Source organism: Paenarthrobacter aurescens, assembly GCF_025421775.1.
GTDB classification, from domain to species: Bacteria; Actinomycetota; Actinomycetes; order Actinomycetales; family Micrococcaceae; genus Arthrobacter; species Arthrobacter aurescens_B.
The window spans coordinates 288166-311406 of the sequence record NZ_JAOEFX010000006.1 but is presented as its reverse complement, the minus strand read 5'-3'; the positions used below and the strand labels follow the sequence as shown (position 1 = coordinate 311406).

17 protein-coding genes, 1 tRNA gene and 1 other RNA gene are annotated in these 23241 nt (G+C 64.4%); 12 read left to right on the top strand and 7 right to left on the bottom strand.

Translation table 11 applies throughout. From position 1 onward, the window contains the following. Positions 1 to 14 precede the first annotated feature (14 nt). The 3 genes from N7568_RS15035 to N7568_RS15025 form a co-directional block, all read right to left on the bottom strand. The gene (locus tag N7568_RS15035) at positions 15 to 497 is read right to left on the bottom strand and encodes a glutathione peroxidase (RefSeq protein ID WP_261610589.1); all 483 of its coding nucleotides are present in this window, start codon (positions 495 to 497) and stop codon (positions 15 to 17) included. A 119-nt stretch (positions 498 to 616) separates the two neighbouring features. After that, a complete protein-coding gene (locus tag N7568_RS15030) occupies positions 617 to 2161 on the bottom strand; it encodes a M23 family metallopeptidase (protein ID WP_261610588.1) in 1545 nt (514 codons plus the stop codon). Positions 2162 to 2320: 159 nt separating this feature from the next. Then, positions 2321 to 2698 (bottom strand): MarR family winged helix-turn-helix transcriptional regulator, encoded by a 378-nt coding sequence (locus N7568_RS15025; RefSeq protein ID WP_261610587.1) that lies wholly within the window; start codon positions 2696 to 2698, stop codon positions 2321 to 2323. 97 nt (positions 2699 to 2795) lie between these two features. Between N7568_RS15025 and N7568_RS15020 the strand changes: the two genes are divergently transcribed. Beyond that, complete coding sequence (locus N7568_RS15020) at positions 2796 to 4238, top strand: MFS transporter (RefSeq protein ID WP_261610586.1); 1443 nt, start codon at positions 2796 to 2798, stop codon at positions 4236 to 4238. Positions 4239 to 4338: 100 nt separating this feature from the next. Next, positions 4339 to 5262 carry an oxygenase MpaB family protein gene (locus N7568_RS15015; protein WP_261610585.1) on the top strand — a complete coding sequence of 308 codons (924 nt, stop codon included), beginning with the start codon at positions 4339 to 4341 and terminating at the stop codon, positions 5260 to 5262. Positions 5263 to 5388: 126 nt separating this feature from the next. Here N7568_RS15015 and N7568_RS15010 read toward each other — a convergent pair whose 3' ends face one another. Then, on the bottom strand, positions 5389 to 8862 hold the full coding sequence (locus N7568_RS15010) for a bifunctional proline dehydrogenase/L-glutamate gamma-semialdehyde dehydrogenase (RefSeq protein ID WP_261610584.1): 3474 nt from the start codon (positions 8860 to 8862) through the stop codon (positions 5389 to 5391). A 123-nt stretch (positions 8863 to 8985) separates the two neighbouring features. On the opposite strand from N7568_RS15010, the gene N7568_RS15005 reads away from it, so the two are divergent. Next, positions 8986 to 9915, top strand: coding sequence for a LysR family transcriptional regulator (locus N7568_RS15005; protein ID WP_261610634.1), 930 nt, complete (start codon positions 8986 to 8988; stop codon positions 9913 to 9915). 64 nt (positions 9916 to 9979) lie between these two features. On the opposite strand, the gene N7568_RS15000 is transcribed toward N7568_RS15005, so the two are convergent. After that, a tRNA-Ser gene (locus N7568_RS15000) sits at positions 9980 to 10064 on the bottom strand. Between the two features lie 304 nt (positions 10065 to 10368). On the opposite strand from N7568_RS15000, the gene N7568_RS14995 reads away from it, so the two are divergent. The 5 genes from N7568_RS14995 to N7568_RS14975 all read left to right on the top strand — a co-directional run bounded on the left by N7568_RS14995 (position 10369) and on the right by N7568_RS14975 (position 15450). Next, positions 10369 to 10692 (top strand): hypothetical protein, encoded by a 324-nt coding sequence (locus N7568_RS14995; protein WP_261610583.1) that lies wholly within the window; start codon positions 10369 to 10371, stop codon positions 10690 to 10692. 89 nt (positions 10693 to 10781) lie between these two features. Then, positions 10782 to 10878: signal recognition particle sRNA small type (gene ffs / locus N7568_RS14990), an RNA gene on the top strand. 34 nt (positions 10879 to 10912) lie between these two features. Further along, positions 10913 to 14176 (top strand): DNA polymerase III subunit gamma and tau, encoded by a 3264-nt coding sequence (locus N7568_RS14985; RefSeq protein ID WP_261610582.1) that lies wholly within the window; start codon positions 10913 to 10915, stop codon positions 14174 to 14176. A gap of 33 nt (positions 14177 to 14209) precedes the next feature. Then, on the top strand, positions 14210 to 14809 hold the full coding sequence (gene recR, locus N7568_RS14980) for a recombination mediator RecR (RefSeq protein WP_261610581.1): 600 nt from the start codon (positions 14210 to 14212) through the stop codon (positions 14807 to 14809). Between the two features lie 35 nt (positions 14810 to 14844). Then, on the top strand, positions 14845 to 15450 hold the full coding sequence (locus tag N7568_RS14975) for a dihydrofolate reductase family protein (protein ID WP_261610580.1): 606 nt from the start codon (positions 14845 to 14847) through the stop codon (positions 15448 to 15450). On the opposite strand, the gene N7568_RS14970 is transcribed toward N7568_RS14975, so the two are convergent. Beyond that, positions 15431 to 16525, bottom strand: coding sequence for a DUF3488 domain-containing protein (locus tag N7568_RS14970; RefSeq protein ID WP_261610579.1), 1095 nt, complete (start codon positions 16523 to 16525; stop codon positions 15431 to 15433). The two genes, N7568_RS14975 and N7568_RS14970, sit on opposite strands and share 20 nt — an antisense overlap. A 115-nt stretch (positions 16526 to 16640) precedes the next feature. Between N7568_RS14970 and N7568_RS14965 the strand changes: the two genes are divergently transcribed. Then, the gene (locus N7568_RS14965; RefSeq protein ID WP_261610578.1) at positions 16641 to 17168 is read left to right on the top strand and encodes a DUF427 domain-containing protein; all 528 of its coding nucleotides are present in this window, start codon (positions 16641 to 16643) and stop codon (positions 17166 to 17168) included. A gap of 164 nt (positions 17169 to 17332) precedes the next feature. Next, positions 17333 to 18679, top strand: a complete 1347-nt coding sequence (locus tag N7568_RS14960; RefSeq protein ID WP_261610577.1) for an aspartate kinase — start codon at positions 17333 to 17335, stop codon at positions 18677 to 18679. Positions 18680 to 18735: 56 nt separating this feature from the next. Here the strand turns inward: N7568_RS14960 and N7568_RS14955 are convergent, their stop codons facing one another. Continuing rightward, on the bottom strand, positions 18736 to 19323 hold the full coding sequence (locus N7568_RS14955; protein WP_261610576.1) for a TetR/AcrR family transcriptional regulator: 588 nt from the start codon (positions 19321 to 19323) through the stop codon (positions 18736 to 18738). Between the two features lie 132 nt (positions 19324 to 19455). Between N7568_RS14955 and N7568_RS14950 the strand changes: the two genes are divergently transcribed. After that, entirely contained in the window at positions 19456 to 20727 is a 1272-nt protein-coding gene (locus tag N7568_RS14950; protein WP_261610575.1) for an MFS transporter, read from the top strand. After that, positions 20727 to 23222 carry a beta-glucosidase family protein gene (locus tag N7568_RS14945; RefSeq protein WP_261610574.1) on the top strand — a complete coding sequence of 832 codons (2496 nt, stop codon included), beginning with the start codon at positions 20727 to 20729 and terminating at the stop codon, positions 23220 to 23222. Before N7568_RS14950 ends, N7568_RS14945 begins: the two co-directional genes overlap by 1 nt. Positions 23223 to 23241 lie beyond the last annotated feature (19 nt).

The window sequence follows — 23241 nt, the reverse complement described above, 5'->3', positions numbered from 1 at the left end:
CGAAATTGATGGCTTTATGCCAGCGCCTTCTCCACTGCTTCCACAAGGTCTTCGGAGTCAGGCTCCACCGCGGATGGGAACCTTGCCACGAGTTCACCGCCGCGGTTTATGACGAACTTTTCGAAGTTCCACTTCACCTTGGCCGGTTGACCGTCCTCATCGCGGGTCAGCTCCGCGAACAGGGGGTGTTGCTGCTTGCCCAGGACATTGGCTTTGCTGGTCAGCGGGAAGGTCACGCCAAAATTCCGCTCACAGAATTCCGCGATCTGCTCGTCCGCGCCGGGTTCCTGCCCACCGAACTGATTGCAGGGCACGCCGAGGATCTCCAGGCCCTGCCCGCGGTACTTGCCGTACAGCTCCTCAAGGCCCGCGTACTGGCGTGTATAGCCACACTCGGAAGCGACGTTCACCACCAGGACGGCTTTCCCCTCGAACCGGCCGAAGTCTGCTTCGGAGCCATCGTTGAAGGTGAGGGGAATGCTGTACAGGCTGGTCATGGGATGTGCTTCCTGACGACGTCGGCTGGCGGGATTACCGCCATCGAGCTTACGGGAGCTGGCTTGGGGCGCGAAACGCAGGGGTGCCTGCGTTTCGCGTTCCTTCAGCGTGTGGACGTCTAAGGCGTCGGGATGATGAGCGTGGACAGCGGCACAATGACGCCGTCCGGTCGCCGGACCGAGTCCGGTCCAACCAGGACGTATCCAGGCGGAAGAATCACGGCCGGGAGCGTTTGCGGAAGTACGGCGGCGGGTGTAGGAGCCGGCACTGGAGCCACCGGCGTTACAGGGGCTGGAGCAGGAGCCACGGCCTGCGTGACGGCTGGTGCCGGGGCCGGCGCAACGACAGCGGGCGCAGGTGCCGGGGCAGCAGGCGCGACCACCGCAGGTGGTGCGGGAGCCGGTGCTGCAGGCGGTACGACGGCGGCCGGCGCCGGAGCGGCCGGGGTGGTCACAGTTGGTGCGACCGTACTGGTGACCGGTGTGGTGACCGAGGCCGTCGGCGAAGGTGTCGGCGTGGCCGTCTGCGTCGGCGTCGGGGTCGTCACGGAAGGCGAGGGTGTCGGCGTGGCCGTCTGCGTCGGCGTCGGGGTCGTCACGGAAGGCGAAGGTGTCGGCGTGGCCGTCTGCGTCGGGGTCGTCACGGAAGGCGAGGGTGTTGGCGTCTGCGTCGCAGGCGGGGTGGTGGTTGTCGGAGTGCTTCCCGAAGTGGCCGGAGGCGTGGTCACCGGCGGAACCACCACAGGCGGGGCTACAGGTTCTTCGTGTTCGCCACCGATGACGGCACGGTTGGTGCCGTCGGCTACTGGAACGGCCCACTGCGGGGCCGCCGAAGCGCCCGTACCAACACCTGGCTGGTAGTTGACCATGGCGATGGCCTGCAGCGGATCAATCTGCCGCATGGGCAGGTAGGTCCAGCCGTTGGGGTTGGTGTGGAGGCCGTTCACAATGGTCTCAAAATGGAGGTGGCAGCCTGTGGACCAGCCGGTAGTGCCAACCTCGGCGATGACCTCGCCCACGCGAACGGACTGACCCTTCGTGACCCCGATGGCCTGCAGGTGGTTGTACGTGGTGACCAGGCCGTTGCCGTGTTCGATCTCCACCCGGTTGCCACCGCCCCAAATGTGCCAGCCGACGGCCCGGACCACACCGGCGTCTGCCGCGTAAACGCGCGTTCCGCAGGCGGCAGCGTAATCCTGGCCCCAGTGGAACTCGCCGGCCAAGCCCGTCAAGGGGCTGTAGCGGTAGCCATAGTTGGAACTCAGGTTGAGGACCTCGAGGGGTGCGTACAGTGCCCCGGTGGGCGGACGGGACAACCCGGCGGAAGCTACCGTGAGGCCGGTGGAACCGTCTTTGCCAACGGTTCGGACCATGGCACGGTCAAAGTAGACCATGGGGGTGCCGGGAAGTTGTTCCGGAGGTTCGGGCATGGGATCGATGACGAGTGTCTCGGCCTCCGGCGGCACCAAGGTGCCCAACGCCGTGGGCCCGACGACGCCCTGCGCCAGAGCGCCACCAACCGAGCCCGCTGGAAGGGAGCTCAGGGGTTGGAAGCCGAACGCCAGGAAGGCCAGGAAGGCGAGGCTTCCCGCGATAAGGACGCGATGGAAGCCTGCTGCGCGGATCAGGTTTATTGCCCGGTCTGAATCATGATGCTTGCCCACAAAACACTCCCCAAAAGCCAGCGGCACCAAACCCCAGCCTGGCGTGCAAGCACCATTGTTGCGGGAATCAGATCAGAAATAAAGGCTTCGCAGGTCCCTGCAGCGGAAAGGTTTCATCAGTTTTGGCTCAAGATGTCTTGAGCTTCGTGGCGGCGAGCCTCAGCCGAGGTTTTCCTTGAGCAGCGCCCGGTGCTCGACGGCGGCCGATGAATGCAGCGCGCGGCCGGCCTCGGTCAGTTCCAGGAACAACGAGCGGCGATCATCCACGCAGGTTTGGCGGGACACCAGGCCTGCCTTTTCCAGCCGGTCAACAACTTTGGAAACCGCACTTTGCGTCATGGGGGTGCGCTCCCCCAACGCCTTCATCCGGCACGCAGACTCTTCGCTTTCGGCAACGAGATCCAGGATTTCGAACTCGTTGAGGCCGATGTCGAATTTGGCTTCCAGGGCGCGGTCGATTGCTCCTGCCGTGCGGAAGTAGGAGTTCTGGATGCTGCGCCACTGCTCAACCAGCTGGCGGTCACGCGTCGTTGCCATGCCCCGATTCTAGTTCATTACGTCATTTGAATCCACGTCATAAGATTCCACATCATATTCCTTGTCATTCAATGACGCGTCATATACATTGATGGACATGACATCACCCACCACCCTTAAAACTTCCGCCGAGCCGCCCTTGGTCTCAGCCGTCCGGTGGACGCGCGCCCAGTGGCTGCTGCTGATGGTCGTGTGCACCGTCCTGGCCCTTGATGGGCTGGACGTCTCCATGGTTGGCGTTGCCTTGCCGTCCATCGGGCAGGAGCTCAACCTCGGAACCGATTCCCTGCAGTGGATCGTCTCCGCCTACGTCCTTGGCTACGGGAGCCTCCTGCTCCTCGGTGGCCGACTCGCGGACCTGTTGGGCCGCCGTCGTATCTTCCTTATTGCTTTGACCGTTTTCGCCGCGGCGTCGCTCCTTGGCGGCTTGGTGGACGATCCCGCCATCCTGATCGCCACCCGCTTCATCAAGGGACTCGCGGCCGCCTTCACCGCACCCACCGGCTTCTCCATCATCACCACCAACTTCGCGGAGGGACGCGAGCGCAACAAGGCGCTGTCCATCTTCACCACGTTTGGTGCCAGCGGTTTCTCACTGGGCTTGGTGGTGGGTGGCCTCATGACCAGCCTCAGCTGGCGCTGGACGTTCCTGGTTTCGGTGCCGATCGCCGTCGTGGTTGTTCTCCTGGGCATGAAGTTCATTCCCAAGGACAAGCCGTCTGTTGAAGACAGCGGCCACGACATCTGGGGTGCCGTAACACTCGCGCTGGGCATGCTCGGCCTCGTCTACACCTTGGTTTCAGCACCTGAACAGGGCTGGGGATCTGTGGCAACAATCGCCGGATTCGCAGTGTCCGTTGCCGTGCTGGCAGCCTTCGCGGTGATCGAGAACAAGGTCAAGCACCCGCTGATCCGCTTCAGCATCCTCAAGGAAGGGTGGGTGGCCCGGGCAAACCTGAGCGCAGTGGGGTTGTTCGGCTCCTACTTGAGCTTCCAGTTCATCGTCACCATGTTCCTGCAGTCCGTGCTCGGCTGGACACCGCTGGGAATGGCGCTGGCCCTGCTGCCGGCCGGTTTGTTGGTGGCGACCAGTGCGCCCTTCGCGGACAAGCTCATCGAGAAGTTTGGCGCCACGCAGCTGATCCTGACCGGCCTGACGGCGCTCGGGCTGGGCTACGTCCTGTTCCTCCGCGTCGGCACTACGCCCAACTACGTGCTGGACATCCTGCCGTCGGTGGTCCTGCTGGGTGTCGGGTTTGCGCTGGCCTTCCCGTCCATCAACGTCCAGGCGACGGCCGGGATCAAGGATTCGGAACAGGGATTGGCGGCCGGCCTGATCCAGACCAGCACGCAGGTGGGAGCCGCACTGGTCCTGGCGGTGACCACGGCGTTGGTCAGCGGTCACGGCCAAGGCGCGGGTACCGTCAGCGCCCAAGCCATGCTGGAACAGTACCGGCCGGGGCTGATCCTGAGTGCCGCCGTCGCCATTGCCGCCCTGCTGGTGGCAGCGGCACCCTCCCGTCGCCGCATCCGCTCCTAACCCCCCGGAGTTTTTGTACAGATAATGCCCTTATGTGACTCTCATAAGGGCATTACCTGTACAAAATCTGCTCTGTACACCTCCGCCAAATGGAGGTCTCATGGGATTTATGAGGAATTACCTCACCGAGTACAGGCACGAACTGCAGCGCACCTTCACGGGAACGTCGGGCACGCCTCCGGAGTGGGTGCCGCGCCTCGCAGACGGGAACGACGCCGGTTATCACCTTCCGGGGTCGGCCGTCTGGGCGGTGCACGGACATGTGGCTACCATCGTGGCGGGGATCAGGGTCCTGCTGATGCAGGCCCTGCACCCCGGCGCTTTGGCTGGAGTGTACGAGCACTCCGGTTTCCAGAAAGACCCCCTGGGCCGCCTGGCCAACACGGTTCGGTGGATCTTCACCGTGACCTATGGCTCCACCGAGGCCGCCGAAGCCGCGACCGCACGGGTCCGGAAGATCCACGAGCGTGTACGGGGGACGTATGTGGACGGAAACGGCATCCTGCGCGAATACGCCGCCAACGATCCCGAACTCCTCCGCTGGGTCCACGTCACCTACGCGGACTCCTTCATCGCCGCCAACCGCATCTGGGGCCGGCCCATTCCGGGCGGTCCCGATGCTTATGTCCGCGAGTGGGCGGCCGCGGGACAGCTTATGGGAGTGACCGATCCCCCGTTGACCGAGGCCCAGGTCCGGGACGAACTGGAGGGCTGGTATGCCTCCGGAGTCCTGCGCGCCGATGACCGGCTCGCCGAGACGGTGTCCTTTATCAAGCATCCGCCATTGAGCCCTCTGCTCAAACCCGGGTATCGCATCCTCTTCGCTGCCGCCGTCGCAAGTCTTGAGCCCAAGTACCGGGACATGTTGGGGCTTCAACGCGCCCGGTTTGGTCCCGTTCCGTCGCCCGTGATCACCGCCGCCAGGGCAGTGTTGGCCATGGTCCGTTTTGCCTTGGGCTCCCACGGACCGAGCGAGCAAGCGGCCCGCCGCAGGCTGCAAAGGCTGGGCTACGCGGAAGCTTAAGTGCGAAGGCCAACCCCTCGACGCCACCTCACGTTGTGTGGGTTTCGCCAAGGGGTTGGCTTTCAACCCTTAAGTGCGTGCTTTCAGCCGAGAATCCGCCCTTCGGCGCACTCCCTTATCAGGCCCCTAGATCAGGTGATCCGACAGGTGGTTCGGGGTCCCGAAGCGGTGGGCGGTGATGGACACAGCCTGCTCGCGGAGGAACGGCAGCATCTCGATCCGGCCAGCCTGGGTCACAGCACCGTGGTAGACCGCGACGTCGGGGCGGCCGCCCATGGCTGCGCTCAGCGCGGCGAAGTCGCCACCGATCAGGCGGATCCGGCCAGCGTCGAACTTTGCCGCACGGGCCAGCCACGCGGCGTCGTCCTCGACCCGGACGCTGACGCCCAGGTTCGCGAAGACCGTCACCACTGCGTCAGGGAGTACGACGGCGGAGCTCACCTTAAGCGCTGATCCCGCTGCTGCACCGGCTGCTACGACGCGCAGCAGGTCTGCGAGACGCTCGCCTTCGGAGAGGCGGATGGTGACGGGGAGGGAGCGGTAGCGGAAGACGTTGCGCTCTGCGGACAGGGCGGAGACATCCTTGGTGGTGCCGAACTCGGATTCCCAGGCTGCGGCGTCGCTGAAGAGTGACTGCTGCAGGATCTGAAGCTCGTCAGCCGTCACATCAGCGGACTTTGCAGCAGAGAGCAGCTGCGCGGCCGCACCCTGAAGCACGGTGCCACGCTTGGCCTTGGCTTCGGCGGGGAGCCAGCTGCCCAGGCCGATCAGGTAGTTGGGGCCACCGGCCTTGGTTCCGGCACCAACAGCCGACTTCTTCCATCCACCGAACGGCTGGCGCTGAACGATCGCACCCGTGATGCCGCGGTTGACGTACAGGTTGCCCGCCTGGATGGTGTCCAGCCAGACGCCCATTTCGGCGGAGTCCAGGGAGTGCAGGCCGGCGGTGAGGCCGTACTCGATCTCGTTCTGGATGGCGATGGCCTCTTCAAGGGTTTCGGCAGTCATGACACCCAGCACCGGGCCGAAGAACTCGGTCAGATGGAAGTAGGAGCCGCGCTTGACGCCCGAGCGGATGCCCGGGGACCACAAGCGGCCGGTTTCGTCGAGGCGCTCAGGCTCGACGGCCCAGGTTTCGCCTTCGCCCAGGGTGGTGAGGGCGTTGAGGAGCTTGCCGTTGGCCGCTTCGATGATCGGCCCCATCTGGGTGGTGGCGTCCTCCGGGTAACCGACCGTCAGGGAGCGTGCGGCGTCGATCAGCTGGTTGTGGAAGCGGGCGCTCTTGGCCACCGAGCCCACCAGGATCACCAGCGAGGCAGCCGAGCACTTCTGGCCCGCGTGACCGAAGGCCGAGTACACAACGTCTTTGGCAGCGAGGTCCAGGTCGGCACTCGGGGTGACGATGATGGCGTTCTTGCCGGAGGTCTCCGCGAGCAGCGGCAGGTCCTGACGGAAGGAACGGAACAGTTCAGCGGTTTCGTAGCCACCGGTGAGGATCACGCGGTCAACGCTGGGGTGCGAGACCAACTGGGTGCCAAGATCACGCTCTTCGAGCTGCACGAGTGCCAGCACTTCGCGCGGCACACCGGCTTCCCAGAGGGCATCCACCATCACGGAACCGGAGCGGCGGGCCTGCTTTGCAGGCTTGATGACGACGGCGGAACCTGAGGCGAGCGCTGCGAGGGTCGAGCCTGCGGGGATCGCCACCGGGAAGTTCCACGGCGGGGTCACCACGGTGAGGTTGGCTGGGACGAACGTGGCGCCGTCGACCGTTTCCAGGTCCTTGGCGCGCTCGGCGTAGTAGTGCGCGAAGTCGATTGCTTCGCTGACCTCGGGGTCGCCTTGGTCGATGGTCTTGCCGGTTTCGGAAGCCATGACCTCAAGAAGTTCAGCGCGACGCGCCTCGAGGACTTCGCCGGCGCGGTGCAGGATGGCTGCGCGCTCGGCAGCCGGACGGGCGCCCCAGGCCTTGCCGTGATCCACGGCTGTGGCGATGATCCGGTCCAGTTCGGCAGCGTCGGAGACCTTGGTGGACTCGACGATCTTGTCACCGGCGGTGGAACCGGGGATGCGGGCGAGGATGTCGCGGCCCCAGGCGCGGTTGGCCGGGAGCGCCGGGTCCGTGTCCGGGGTGTTGCTGAAGCCCTCGAGCGGCGCGGGCTCGGCCGGGAGGCGGCGGTCCTGCTTGCGGTTGGGGCCCGGAACTTCGGCCGTCATGCCTGCCAGGGAGTCCAGGAAACGCTGCTGCTCGCGCTTGAACAGCGCTTCGTTCTCGCTGAGTTCGAAGACCGCGCTCATGAAGTTTTCCTGGCTCGCCCCTTCTTCAAGGCGGCGGATCAGGTACGCGATGGCGACGTCGAACTCACCCGGGTGGACCACCGGCGTGTAGAGGAGGAGGCTTCCGACGTCCTTGCGGACCGCGGTGGCCTGGCCGGTGGCCATGCCGAGGAGCATCTCGAATTCGATGGCTTTCGGTCCCTGCTGGGCAATTCCACGCTGTTTGGCGAGCAACCACGCGAAGGCGACATCAAAAAGGTTGTGGCCTGCGACGCCGATGCGGACCGCGTCAATGCGCTCCGGGGTGAGGGCGTAGTTGATGACGTTCTTGTAGCTGGTGTCCGAGTCCTGCTTGCTGCCCCAGGTGGCCAGTGGCCAGTCGTGCAGCGAGGCTTCAACCTGCTCCATGGGAAGGTTGGCGCCCTTGACCACGCGGACCTTGATGGGCGCGCCACCCTGGGCACGGCGGGCAGTGGCCCATTCCTGCAGTTCCTGCATGGCACCGAGCGCGTCCGGGAGGTACGCCTGGAGGACGATGCCGGCCTCGAGGTTCTTGAACTCGGGCATGTCCAGGATGCGCTTGAACACCGCGATGGTCATGCTGAGGTCCTTGTATTCCTCCATGTCCAGGTTGATGAACTTGGGCTTGGGGAAGGACGCTGCGAGGCGGTAGAGCGGGGTGAGCTTCTCAACGACGTGGTCGACGGCTTCGTCGAAGGCCCACGGGGAGTGCGGTGCAACGGTGGAGGACTCCTTGATGGAGACGTAGTCCACGTCATCACGGGCAAGGAGCTTCAGGGTGCCTTCCAGGCGGCGCTGGGCTTCGTGCTCGCCCAGGACGGCTTCGCCGAGGAGGTTGACGTTCAGGTGGACGCCGTCCTGGCGGATCTTGGCGATGGCCGGGCCGAGCTTGGCGTCGGTGGCGTCCACGATCAGGTGGCCCACCATTTCGCGGAGCACGCGGCGGGCGATCGGGATGACAACCTGCGGGACGATCGGAGCCATGACCCCACCCACGCGGACAGCGCTGCGCATGTACCACGGGAGGAACTTGGGCACCTTCGGTGCGAGCTCGGCGAGCTTACGGCCGGCGACCGACAGATCCTCGGGGCGGATGACGCCGTCGACGAATCCGACGGTGAAGTCAAGGCCGTTTGGGTCCTTCAAGACGCCGGCGAGGCGCTGTGCCGAGACGTCCACGGGGATCTTGCTGGCTTCAGTAAGCCAGTGGCGGACCAAGGCGATAGCTTCCTGAGCCAAGGCATCGAACTGCCCGGAATCCTGGGTGCGTGGGGCGGTGGCATCCGGGAGGGTGCTGGTCATGGGGGCTCCTTCTGAGGCGGAGAAGTTTGTTTGTTTCCATCAGTATGGATCTACAATCTCATTAGGAAAAGCGATCTTTTCTGACGAATATTGATTACCCATCCCGAACCTTTGGAGGCCGCCTTGCTGGACGTTCGCAGACTGCGTTTGCTGCACGAACTAAAGATCCGCGGAACCCTCGCCGAGGTGGCCGACGCGATGCAATACAGCCCTTCATCGGTATCCCAGCAGCTGACCTTGCTGGAGAAAGAAGCGGGCGTCGAACTGCTGCGGAAAGCTGGTCGTCGGGTACAGCTGACTCCGCAGGCCGAGATCCTCGTGGCCCACACCGCGGCACTGCTTGAAACCCTGGAACGCGCGGAAACCGAGCTCGCGGCGTCCCTTTCCATGGTCACGGGAACTGTTCGACTGGCGGTCTTCCAATCCGCTGCACTGGCGCTGCTGCCCGATTTCCTCAGCATCATGCGCCAGGAGTATCCAGAGGTGCGGGTGGAGATGACGCAGCGCGAGCCCGAGACAGCCCTCTACGAAACGTGGGCGCGGGACTTCGACCTGGTGGTGGCCGAGCAGTACCCGGGCCACGCGGCTCCGCACCACAGCGGCCTGGACCGGGTCATTCTCACCAGCGACGCCATCCGGTTGGCCACTCCCCCGGTAGGACTCGGCGGCGAGACCGTTTCCTCCCTTGCAGACACCGCTTCCATGCCGTGGGTCATGGAACCCCGGGGTGCCGCTTCCAGACATTGGGCAGAGCAGGCATGCCGCTCAGCGGGCTTCGAACCTGATGTACGTTATGAAACGGCCGACCTCCAAGCCCAGATCCGCCTCATTGAATCGGGGAACGCCGTGGCCCTCATGCCTGACCTCGTCTGGACCGGACGACCCCGCACCGTCCAACTGCTGGATCTTCCAGGCTTGCCAAAGCGGACCGTATTCACTTCCACCAGGACAGCCGGCCGCATCCATCCCGCAACCGCAGCCTGCCGCGAAGTCCTGGAACGGGTGGCCGCAGCACAGCAGCTGGATGCAGAGCAACAGGCCGACGCTGACTAGCCCGGCTCCACGCGACGGCGTCCGGGAACGCAAAAGGCCCCAGTCCAAGGACTGGGGCCAACCGCGGAGAATGGGGGATTTGAACCCCCGAGGGCGTTAACCCAACACGCGTTCCAGGCGTGCGCCATAGGCCGCTAGGCGAATTCTCCTTGCTTCCGATTCGAAAGCAGATACTACTGTACCTGAGAATTTCAGCATCGTGTAATCGGCCGGATTGGCCACGCCTGAACGGCCTTGGAGAAACGCCCGTTAACGGAAAAATGGACGCCCCCAACGCGCCCATTCTTGCGGTATCACCGTTGAGCTACCGGGTCCGGCCCCTCGCCCCCAGGCCCCGCAGCTCACAATCTTGAGATTGCCCCAATCGGTGTACATACCCATGGTCCGCTGCCGCCTATGGATTTGCAATGGCTGAGACCTGTTTGTAGCCGAAGTTACTGACAAAATGTCTCCATGACGCAGCTTCATGCTTTGGTGGTTTACGTACCGGAGACTCACATTGAAGAGGTTCTCCAAGCGATAGGCGACGCCGGCGCGGGACGAATCGGCGACTACTCACATTGCTTCTACACCACCCTTGGGATAGGCCGGTTCACTCCCCTGCCCGGCGCCCAGCCGTTCGTGGGAGAGGTGGGAATTGAGGAGCAGGTGCCCGAAACCAGGGTTGAGTGCGTGGTTGAGAAAGACATGCTCGACGCCGTTGAGCTGGCTTTGCGGGCAGCCCACCCATACGAGGAACCCGCCTTTATGACCTGGCCGGTGAACGGGTGGCGATAATTTCGCCTTACCCAGCCACCCGCCGTCGAGCCTTATCCACAGCCGTTGGAGTCGATTCGAACCCCAACCCAAGTTCGGGTAAGCTTGTCGACGGCCCCTCATGTGGCGTCATCCTGTTGAACTCCCCCAGGACCGGAAGGTAGCAAGGGTAGATGGGCTCTGGCGGGTGCATGAGGGGTCACTTACTTTAAATGTCAGTCCCTATAGGTAGGTTTCCCCTGTGACTGTTACAACTGCCCTGTACCGCAGATATCGGCCGGACTCTTTCGCGGACGTTATCGGGCAGGAACACGTCACAGAGCCGCTGATGACGGCCCTCCGGAAGAACCGCGTGAACCACGCCTACCTCTTCTCCGGCCCCCGCGGCTGTGGCAAGACCACGTCTGCGCGCATTCTCGCCCGCTGCCTCAATTGCGCCGAGGGCCCCACTGATACCCCTTGCGGCAAGTGCCCCAGCTGCATCGAACTCGCACGCGGCGGGTCCGGCTCGCTGGACGTCATCGAGATCGACGCCGCCAGCCACGGTGGCGTGGACGACGCCCGCGACCTTCGCGAACGCGCAACGTTCGCCCCGGTCCGGGACCGCTACAAGATCTTCATCATTGACGAAGCCCACATGGTCACGTCGGCCGGCTTCAATGCGCTTCTGAAGATCGTCGAAGAGCCGCCGGAACACATCAAGTTCATCTTTGCCACCACGGAGCCGGACAAGGTCATCGGCACCATCCGCTCCCGCACGCACCACTACCCCTTCCGGCTGGTGCCGCCGGAGCCGCTCATGCACTACCTTGAGCTGCTCTGCCAGCAGGAGAACGTGCCGGTAGCTCCCGGCGTGCTTTCGCTGGTGATCCGCGCTGGTGGCGGCTCGGTCCGCGACACTTTGTCCGTTTTGGACCAGCTCATGGCTGGTGCCGGCCCTCATGGCCTGGACTACGAACTCGCCGTCGCCCTGCTGGGTTACACGCATGCTTCCTTGCTGGACGACATCGTGGATGCCGTTGCCGCGTCGGACGCCGCTACTGTCTTCCGGGCCGTGGACCGCGTTATCCAGACCGGCCACGATCCCCGCCGCTTCGTCGAAGACCTGCTGGAACGCTTCCGCGACCTCATCATCGTCCAGGCAATGCCCGAGAGCGCCCAAGCCATCCTCCGCGGCATGCCGGCGGACCAGATCGCCCGCATGCGCAATCAGGCGACCAACCTGGGCGCCGCCGAGCTGTCCCGGGCAGCGGACGTCACCAACACTGCCCTCACGGAGATGACCGGCGCCACCTCGCCGCGGCTACACCTTGAACTGCTGTGCGCGCGCATCCTGCTGCCCAGCGCTGAGCAGACAGAACGGGGTATCGCAGCACGCATCGACCGCGTGGAACGCCGCCTGAATTACACGGGCGACGGCGGCGCGCCAGCTGTTGCTGCTGCCCCACCGGCTGCCGCGGCTGCTGCGCCGGCGCCTGCCTCTGCGACCGTGGCACCAGTTGCCGCTGAGCCGACCACGCCCGCCCCAGCTCCCGCTGCAGTTGCTCCGCCTGCAACGCCTGCGCGGGTCGAGCCAACCACGGCCGCCCCAGCCCCGGCCGCCCCGGCTCCCGCGGCACAGGCTGCTGCCCCGGCACCCACCGCACCGGAGCCGTCCTCCGGCGCAGGGCATCGCGACGCCTTCACAGCGCCACGAGTGTCCACCAACGATTGGCCAGTTGAGGACCGTCCCGTTTCCGGTCGAGCCCAGCAGGCTCCTGAATCCCAGGCTGCTCCGGCCCCGGCACATCCCGTCCAGGCACCCACCTCGCAGCCCGAGCCTGTGCAAGCGCCCACGCCTCCCCCAGCGCAGGGACAACCCGCAGCCCCCGCCGCGCAACAAGCACCGGCCCCGGCGCCGCAGCCCGCTGCTGCTCCAACTCCGACTGCCGGAGGCAGCGGCGACGTCGAGGCTCTGCGCCGCGCATGGCCGGATGTCCTGCAGACTCTGACCAAGATCAAGCGCAGCACCTGGGCGCTGGTGGAACCGAATGCCCAAGTGGCCCAGTTCGACGGTCAGGTCCTGACGCTCGCTTTCACAACCGGCGGCCTTGCCGGTGCCTTTGGTCGGGCCGATCACTCAGAGAACCTTCGCCAGGCAATACACAAAACCCTCGGCATCGACTGCCAGATCGTGGCAGTCGCTGGCGGCAACAGCTCAGCGAGCTCTGAGCCAAACCCAAAAGCGCCTACTAGCCGGGAAACTCCGGCTGCTGCATCCCCAGTGGGCGCCCCGGCGTCGGCTGACAGTGAATCGCCGGCGGCAACAGCTGCAGAACCGCCAACAGCCCCCGTGTCAGCGGTCGACTCGGCGTGGGGTCTCGCCCCAGCCAGCCCTGCCGTAGCGCCTGTGCCAACGCCAACCCCAGCGACGGCGGCAACTCCGGCGGCACCAGCTCAAGCTCCGACGCCAGCTCAAGCTCCGACACCAGCTCCGGCGACAGCAGCTCCAACCCAGGCAGCGACGCCGGCTCCACCAACCGCTGCACCCGCGCCGTCGGAGGTCCCTGCCCAAGCCCCGGCTCCGGTCGCATCCGCGCCCACTCCCGGCGTGCCCGTGCAAACACCTGCCTCCGAGCCAGCCGGCGATTACTCCTACCCTGACGACGACTGGGGTCCGCCGCTCGACGAAGATGCCCCGCCGCTGGACGAAGAACCCCCGGCTGACTGGGAACCACCGTCCGGATACACCCGCCAGAGCCAGCCTCCGGCAGCTACGGCTCCATCAATCCAGCCTCCGGCAGCTACGGCTCCATCAACCCAGGCACCGGCAGCAACGGCTCCATCAACCCCGGCCCCCGCCGCAACGTCCAGGACCTCAGACGACCCTTGGTCCAGGGCAGTTGAGCAGGCGCCGGGCACCTGGGTTGTGGGCACGGAATCCAATGTGGGCAAGCAACCCCAGGCCGCAGAAGAATCCGCTGTCCCAACAACGGACACCCCGGACTACGAGCCAGCTGCAGCGCAGGTTCCCGAGGCAACCACAGGGGCTTACGGTCACCCAACCAATGCCGAGCAAAACCCCAGCTCCAGCTGGGACGTCGCACCGGCGTCGAGCTGGCCCGCAACGCAATCCATGCCCGCCCATGCAAGCAGCGGCGCCCCGGCAGCCAGCAACCCGGGGGCCGGCAACGCTCCCGCGGTGTGGCCGTCCTTGGCGACGCAACCTGAGGAAGCGCATGGTTCGGTTGCGACGCTCGAGGAGGACGCGCCGTCGGGCAATCCCAACGGCCGTCAGAGCCTGTACCAGCGGCTGACGAACAGTCCTGAAGCCCAAGCCGGTCGTGTCCAGGCACCCGTGCGGACCCAGGCGGCGCCGGCCGCCGTGACTGAGGACATCCCCAGCCCCGAGGACGAAACCATCGAGGAATCGCGGGTCTTTGGACGGGCCGCAGTGGAGCGTATTCTGGGCGGAAAGCTGATCGAAGAGCGCGCCTTGGACGGTTCTCCTTTGCAAACCCGCTGACTCCAGCATTGATTTCAAACAAATGAGGACATTGTGTACGAAGGTGCAGTTCAAGAGTTGATTGATGAGCTCGGCCGGCTTCCCGGCGTGGGCCCCAAATCGGCGCAGCGCCTGGCGTTCCACATTCTTGAGGCCGATCCCGAGGATATGAAACGCCTCGTCGCGGCCATCACCACGGTCAAGGAACGCGTGAAGTTCTGCAGTGTCTGCTTCAACGTGACCGAGCAGGAAACGTGCAATATCTGCCGCGACCCACGCCGTGATCCGTCGGTGATCTGCGTGGTTGAGGAGTCCAAAGACGTTCTGGCCGTTGAGCGTACGCGGTCCTTCCGCGGGCGCTATCACGTGCTGGGCGGGGCCATCAATCCCATTGCAGGCGTCGGTCCCGAGCAGTTGCGGATCCGGGAACTCCTGACGCGCCTCAACGACGGCGCAATCCAGGAAATCATCATCGCTACGGACCCGAACCTTGAGGGTGAGGCCACGGCGACGTACTTGGCGCGCATGCTCAAATCGATCGGGATCACCGTGACACGGCTGGCTTCAGGCCTGCCCGTGGGCGGGGACCTTGAATATGCAGACGAGGTCACTCTCGGCAGGGCGTTCGAGGGCAGGCGCAACGCGCTGTTGTAGTCTCGCAATCACAACAACACCGTGATGGGGGTCCCGTGCGAGAGCTTGTGTACTACGTTGCCGTCAGCCTGGACGGATATATTGCCGGTCCCGGAGGCGAGTTCGACGCGTTTCCGGTTGAGGGCGACCACATGGCCGCGCAAAACGAACGCTTCTCTGATGCCATACCAACGGCGATTGCCGACGCCATGGACATCGAGCGCAGCGGGACGATGTTCGACACCGTATTGATGGGTTGGAACACCTACGCGGTAGGCCTGCCTTTTGGCATGACCAGCCCGTATCGGCATCTGCGGCAGGTGGTCTTTTCCCGGACCCGGTCCGAGGCTGACATCCCGGGAGAGCACCCGAACCTTGCGCTGACCTCCGAAGATCCGGTGGACGTCGTTCGCCAATTGAAAGCCGAGCCAGGAAAATCGATCTGGCTGTGTGGCGGCGGTCAGTTGGCGACTCAGCTCTCCGGTGAGATCGACAGGCTTGTGCTCAAACGAAGCCCGCTGCTTTTTGGCGATGGCATACCGCTCTTTGCGCCCGGCGCTTACCAGCCCAGCGCCTTCAAGGAGGTCTCCACGACGGCGTTCGCGTCGGGCGTCGTGATCTCTGAGTACGCGCGCCAAGGCGCTAGCCAGAACCCGAACTAGCACTCAGCCTTCGCGCCCTCAGCCAGCGACCCGGTACCAGCACCACCGCGGCCGCCAAGGCCTGGAGCGCGAGACCGGTCAGAAATACGGGCACCGAAGGAGCGCGTCCCGCGCTTGATTCCCCGCCGAGGCACGGGACTTCGCGGGAGGGCCCGTCGGCGGCCCATTGCAGTCCGGACAACATCCATCCCACTTCGTTGTCCGTGGACACAAAGTCAGCGCCGACGCTGCCCAGGAGCAAAGCGGGGTTGGACGCTGCCACCCAGGCCACCCGATCCGTGTGCGCCACTTCCACCGGGCGGAGATCGCCCACGCACTGGTAGGAAATGACCCTGCCTGAGTCGTCCCGCTCCACGTTCACGGGCACGGAAGCCTGATCCATGGCGGTGGTCCCCGGCAGCAACAGAAGGGTGATCGCAACGTTCCCAAAGCAGAGGAACACCACCAGCACCCCGGCAAGCGCCACACCCGGCGCGGCCCTTGCGAAGCATGCCCTCGAACCGGCACCGATCAGCCCGAACAGTGCTGCTTCAAGGACAATAACGACGACGGCGGCACCAGCCAGCGCGATCGGCCCGCCCATGCTGAAGCCCACCACCAGCAAAGCAGTATACGCCGGAGCGGCCAAGGCCATGCCACGCATTGTTCCTGCCAGCAGCATCTCCAAGACGCTTCCGCCCGCGTGGCGGAATCCCCAGCCTGTACCCAGTACTGCTGCAGTCAATGCCAGGAACGCGGCCATGAACAACAAGACAGCGCCCGGCACCGTACCTTGGAACCACCCGTTGGTATCTCCCCAGCTGACGAAGGCTGCGGCCGTCCCCCATGCAAGAGCTATACCAAGGGCGCAGGCAACCCAGAACCACCAGGAAGTGAGGGATGTTCGGACGCTCAGCCATGCCGCAGCAATCGCGGTGCTGAAGACCGTACCGGGATGAGTACGCGGATCTTGCCCAGACCGCGGAGCGTTGGCAACCCGCCGCTGATCATCGATCATTCCGCCGCCTATGACCTCATATTCGGGCTCATTCCGCCCCGGACCCGAACCGTCCGGATGGTCAGGAACGCCGGCCATCGCCTCTCGCAATCCTCATGAATTGGATAGTACGCCGGGCCTGCCCCCAGCAATATGAAACGTCCGGGCCCAAATTTCCCGGTGATCTCCCAGCCGAAGGCTGCAGCATGGAGATATGGTCCCTGTTCCCGGCAATTCGCAGTTCTTTCGCCGCCCCAAGCCTGTCAAGCCCAAGGCCGGTCAGGAATCGGTGTGGGATTATCCACGGCCGCCGAGGGTCGAGCCACGCTCGGAACGGATCGTGGTGCGGCTGGGCGGTCAAGTGATTGCCGACTCCGCCCATGCTGTCCGGGTTTTGGAGACAAGTCACCCGCCGGTCTATTACTTGCCGCTGGATGCCTTTCGCTCCGGTGTCCTGGTTCCCCGCGAAGGGACCAGCTTCTGCGAGTTCAAGGGCGAAGCGAGCTATTTCGACGTCGTCGCCGGCGGCGTTGTGGTTCGCCGCGGCGGGTGGACCTACCCGCAGCCAGCACGTGGTTTCGAGGCACTCAGCAGTCGGGTGGCCCTCTACCCGGAGCACATGGATTCCTGCGAGGTGGACGGAGAGCAGGTGACGTTCCAGGAAGGCAGCTTCTACGGCGGCTGGATCACACACCGGATCGTCGGTCCGTTCAAAGGCGGCCCGGGCACTTCGGGGTGGTGAGACCAGCCCAAGCCTGGAGAGAATGCACGTGGCCGCTATGTGGTCACAATTCCTGTCAGTGCTGCGCGCGGCGATAAACTGGGCAAATAAGCTACGCAGGCGTGCTCCAATTTCGAAATTGGCATGCCGCGTTCGAACCCTATTGATGCAGTGAGGGTGCGCGCATGACTATGCCCACTACCGAAGTGAAGATCGACGAGCTCGCCAACGGGGCTGCCATTACCAAGCAGCTGATCGTTCAGAAGTTCGGCGGTTCCTCGGTTGCCGATGCTGATGGCATCAAACGGGTCGCGCAGCGTGTCGTGGACGCGCAGAAGGCCGGCAACGAGGTTGTGGTTGTTGTCTCCGCGATGGGCGACACCACCGACGAACTCCTGGATCTCGCGGGGCAGGTCACTGACTCCGCTCCCGCCCGCGAAATGGACATGTTGTTGTCCGCCGGCGAGCGAATTTCCATGGCCCTCCTTGCTATGGCCATCAACAAGTTCGGCGCCTCCGCGCAGTCCTTCACGGGCTCCCAGGCCGGCATGATTACCGACGGCATCCACGGCAAGGCCCGGATTATCGACGTCGACCCCCACCGCATCCGCACTGCCCTGGACAAGGGACACATTGCGATCGTGGCCGGTTTCCAAGGCATGAGCCGCATCACCAACGAGATCACCACTCTTGGCCGCGGCGGCTCGGACACCACTGCTGTGGCTTTGGCCGCAGCACTTGAAGCCGACGTCTGCGAGATCTACACAGACGTGGATGGCATCTACACCGCCGATCCCCGCGTTGTGACCTCCGCCCAGAAGATCGACCGGATCTCCAGCGAAGAAATGCTGGAACTGGCAGCCTCCGGCGCCAAAATCCTGCACCTGCGCTGCGTGGAGTATGCCCGCCGGTTCGGTGTGCCCCTGCACGTCCGTTCTTCATTCAGCCAGCACGAAGGCACCTGGGTCATCCCGGGCGCCGATGAAAAGTTCAACATTCAAGAGGGAGTTGCCTTGGAGCAGCCAATCATCTCCGGCGTTGCACACGACCGGTCCGAAGCGAAGGTCACCGTTGTAGGCGTCCCGGATATCCCCGGCAAGGCTGCCGCAATCTTCCAGGTGATCGCCGATGCGCACTCGAACATCGACATGATCGTCCAGAACGTCTCCACCCACGGCACGGGCCGCACGGATATCTCGTTCACCCTGCCGATCGTCGAAGGCGCTGACGCACTGGCTGCCCTGCGCGCTGCTGAAGGCCAGATCGGCTTCGAGAGCATCGAATACAACGAGCACGTGGGCAAGCTGTCCCTCATCGGCGCCGGCATGCGTTCGCACCCCGGTGTCTCGGCAACGTTCTTCAAGGCCCTGTCCGACGCCGGCATCAACATCGACATGATTTCCACCTCGGAAATCCGCATCTCCGTGGTCACCAGCGCGGACGCCCTGGATGACGCCGTCCGCGCCATCCACAATGCGTTCGAGCTCGACGGCGACGCTGAGGCTACCGTCTACGGCGGCACCGGCCGCTAGGGTCACCAAGCCTTCACACGGGAAGGGCCGGGGCAAGTGCTCCGGCCCTTCCTGCGTTAACGCTGCGGCGCCAACAGTACGTCAATGAGCTGCCGGAGTCCGTCCGCCATGTCCACGTTCTTGTCGTAGAGCCACTGGAGCTGCAGGCCGTCAAAGGCGGCAACTGTCAACCTGGCCAACATCACGGCGTCAACGTCGGTCCGGACGGCCCCTGAAGCCTGGCGCCGCTCAATGTCAGCAGCGATATCCCGCACCACGGTCTCATAGCGTTCCTTGAAGTAGCCGTGGGAATCATGCCCGGGATCATTGGCCGTGGCCGAAGCGACAGCGTAGAGCGTGGTGAGCCCTGGCTCGCGCTCGTTCCTTTCGGCGATGGGGGGCATGAGGTTGAGCCCCACGTCCTCTTGGCCGCTGACGGCAATGGAGCGCCGATCCCGTTCGGCAAGGACGGCCGTGAGGAGTTCCTGTTTTCCTTTGAAGTAGTGGAACAGGGTGGCTTCCTTGACCCCTACGAGTTCGGCGACGCGCTTGAGGGCGGTCCCCTCGAAGCCTTCAGTGGCGAAGACGTCGGTGGCGGTCTGGATGATCTGTTCGCGGCGTTCCGCTCCCTTGGCATACTGGCCACGGGCCCTCGAAGTAGGCATTGAGTCAGTCTATTTCACACTCCAAAGCCCAGTGCCACTCGACATATTTCGCGAAAACCTAGTCAGACTCGATTTTTGCCGCTACAGTCTTTGCAGAGACCCAACGGTGGGTCACCGTTCACAGGAGGCAATGTGGCCCTCGATATCACCCAACAGGCTCCGGTCTCCAGTGCCGAGCCAAAGACTGCGGCAATCGGCCCGGCACCACGCGCCTACGTCATCGGAATGCCTATCGCGAGCGCTGGGCTTTGGATGGCCGTCCTCGCCCCGGCCCTGGTAGTCCTCGCCATCAAGGTTTCAGAAATCACCACCCCGGATACCCGGGCGGGCGCACTCAGCCTCGTGGCAGGCGTCGGAGCGGCTGTCGCTTTGCTCGCCAACCCGTTCTTTGGCCGGCTCAGCGACCGGACCACGTCCCGCTTCGGGATGCGCAAACCGTGGATTGTGGGCGGCTCCCTCATCGGCCTTGCAGCACTTTTCTTCCTGGGTTCGGCCACCGACGTCGGGGCCGTCCTTGCGGCTTGGGTTGTAGCGCAGCTGAGCTACAACGCCGCCCTGGCCGCCCTGGTCGCGACCCTTCCCGATCAAGCTGCCCCGGCGGAGCGCGGACGCCTTTCCGGCCTCATCGGCATGACGTTGCCCATCGGCCTCGTGGCGGCGGCATTCTTCGCGCAAATGTTTGAGACCGCCCTGCAGATGGCCGTAGTCCCCGGAATCGTAGGCACGGCAATAGCGATTGCCTTCGCCTTCACCTTCAAGGACCGGGTTCTCACCAAGAAACCGGCACCGCTGAATTTCAAGGAAATCCTCGGTTCCTTCTACTTCAACCCCAAGGATCACCCCGGCCTTGGGTGGGCCTGGGTCACCAAGTTCTTGGTCTACGTGGGCTATTGCGCCGGCCTTCTCTACTTGCCCTACTTCTTCACGGACCACCTCCACGTCGCCGAAACGCAGGTCACCAGCCTGGTGTTCCAAGCAACCTTGGTCAGCTCTGCCGGCACCGTCATCACCAGCCTTGCCGGTGGCTGGATCAGCGACCGTCTTGGCAAGCGCAAAAGCATGGTCATCATCTCTGCCCTCATCATGATGGGCGGCCTGGTGATCATCGCTACCAGTTCCGACACCGGCCAGGTTCTGGTGGGCCAAGGAATCCTGGGCTTGGGCCTCGGCGTCTTCAGTGCCGTGGATGTAGCCCTCATTACCGACTTGCTGCCCAGTGACCAGTCAGAAAATGCCAAGACCTTCGGTGTCTTCAACATTGCCCAAGCCCTCCCCCAATCCCTGGTGCCTGCAATCGCTTTCCCTGTTATCGCTCTGGGTGGATACCCGGCACTGTTCCTCGGAGGTGCGGTTGTCGGCATCATCGGAGCCCTCCTCGTCACACGAATCAAAGGAGTCAAATAATGAATCCAGCACTTTCGGCCGCTGTCACAGCACCACAAACGGGAGCACCGGACGCCGAGGCACGGATCCGCGAACTCGCTCAGAGCCTTTCCCTTGAACAGCAGATCCAACTGCTGACGGGTGCGGACGTCTGGTCCACCCACTCAATTCCCGAAATCGGCCTCACCCGCGTTGTCATGTCGGATGGCCCTGCGGGTGTCCGCGGCGAAGACTTCGACGAGCGGCACGACTCAGTCTCCCTGCCGTCGTCGTCCGCTTTGTCCGCGACGTGGAGCGTCGAAACGGCCCACCGCTACGGCCAGGTCCTGGGCCAGGAGGCCCGCCGCAAGGGTATCCACGCCGTTCTTGGCCCCACCATCAACCTGCACCGTTCCCCGCTGGGCGGTCGCCACTTTGAATGCATGAGCGAGGACCCCCGGCTGACCGCAACCATGGCCGCCGGGTACGTGGCCGGCGTCCAGTCCATGGGTGTTGGCGCGACGCCCAAGCACTACTTGGCCAACGAAGCCGAAACCGAGCGCTTCACCGCGGATTCCGTAGTGGACGAGCGTCCGCTGCGGGAGCTCTACCTGGCAGCGTTCGAGGACGCCATCACCGAAGCCCGCGCCTGGCTGGTCATGAGCTCGTACAACTCCATCAACGGCACCACCGCCAGCGAGAACAAGCTGCTCGAAACCCCACTGTCCACCGAATGGGGCTTCGACGGCGTGGTGGTGTCCGACTGGACCGGCGTGCGCTCCATCGACGCCGCCAATGCCCACCAGGACTTGGAAATGCCCGGTCCTGTAGGCCACTGGGGCCCCAAGCTCCTTGCCGCCGTCAACGATGGCCGCGTGAGCAAGGACGCGATCCTTGAAAAGGTCACCCGCATCCTCCGGCTCGCTGCACGTGTGGGCTCGCTCGAAGGTTTCGAACCTGCCGTCACCCAGCTCCCCACCGAACTGAACGGTGCCGCCGTCGCGCGTGAAGTCGCTGTGCGCGGCGCCGTGCTGGTCCGTAACAAGGGCCTCCTCCCGTTGGATGCCAGGACGCTCACGAGCGTGGCTGTGATCGGCCACAACGCCGATGAAGCGCGCACGCAGGGCGGCGGCAGCGCCACCGTGATGCCCAAGTACACCGTCTCCCCGCTCGCGGGGCTGCGGAAGGCGCTGCCCGACGACGTCAGGGTCACCTACGCGCGCGGCGCCAAGGTTGCCGAGGGCATCCAGGCCTTCCCCCGGGAGTCCCTCCACAACCCCGTTTCCGGCGTGCCCGGAATCCGCGTGACCTTCCTCGCTGCGGAAGGCACTGAAATTTCCGGCGAAGACCGCCTGGCCTCACACCTGATCTGGTTCGGGATCGGAATTCCCGACGGCGCGGCCTCCATCCGAATGGAAGCGGACTGGACTGCCGAAACAGCAGGTGTCCACCACCTGGGCGTCGGTACCGTGGGCCGTATCCGCTTTGTCCTTGACGGCACGGAAGTCTTCAACAGCGAACTTGAGGACGACACCGAGGTCCTGGGCGCGGCACTGTTCGATCCCCCCAAGACCGTCCACGCCATCGAAACCACGGCAGGCCAAAGCGTTCGGATCGAAGCCGAATATCAGTTGCCCAAGGAACAGGTCATCCCGTTCACGGCCATCCTGTTGGGTGAGGAAACTGTGGTTTCGGATCCTCAGGCCGAGATTGACGCGGCCGTGCACGCTGCCCGGGCTTCCGACGTCGCCGTGGTTGTGGTGGGCACCAACGCCGCCATCGAGTCGGAAGGATTCGACCGCAAGGACCTGGACCTCCCCGGTTACCAGAACCAGCTGGTGGAGGCTGTCGCGGCGGCCAACCCCCGCACGGTGGTTGTGGTGAACTCCGGTTCGCCTGTGCTGATGCCGTGGCTGGACACCGTGGATGCGGTGCTGTTGGGCTGGTTCGGCGGACAGGAATTCGGCAGCGCCATCGCCGATATCCTGCTGGGCATCGAAGAGCCGGGCGGCCGCCTTCCCACCACGTGGCCGACAGCGCTGGCAGACGTTCCCGTCCTTAACACCACGCCGACTGAAGGCAAGGTGGTGTACTCCGAGGGAATTCATATCGGCTACCGCGCGTGGCTGAAGCAGGTAGCCGAAGGCGGCGCAGCTCCTGCCCTGCCATTCGGCTTCGGGCTGGGTTACACCACCTTCGAGCTCGGCACAGCGCACGCACCCCAGGCAGTCACTGCCGGAAACGATGTTGTGGTCCATGTGCCCGTCAAGAACACTGGTACGCGTACCGGACGCGAAGTGGTGCAGGTCTACGTGGAGCGGGCAGAATCCGCCGTTGACCGCCCCATCCGGTGGCTCGCCGGCTTTGCAGGAACGCACCTGGCCCCGGCCGGCACGGAGAGCGTGGAAATACGCGTCCCCGCCAGGGCGTTTGCACATTACGACGGCGGCTGGCAGTTTGAGCGGGGCACGTTCCGTCTGCTGGTGGGTCGCCACGCGGCCGACGAGTTCCAGTCTTTGGACATCGAACTTCGGTAATACACGGGCAAAACCACCG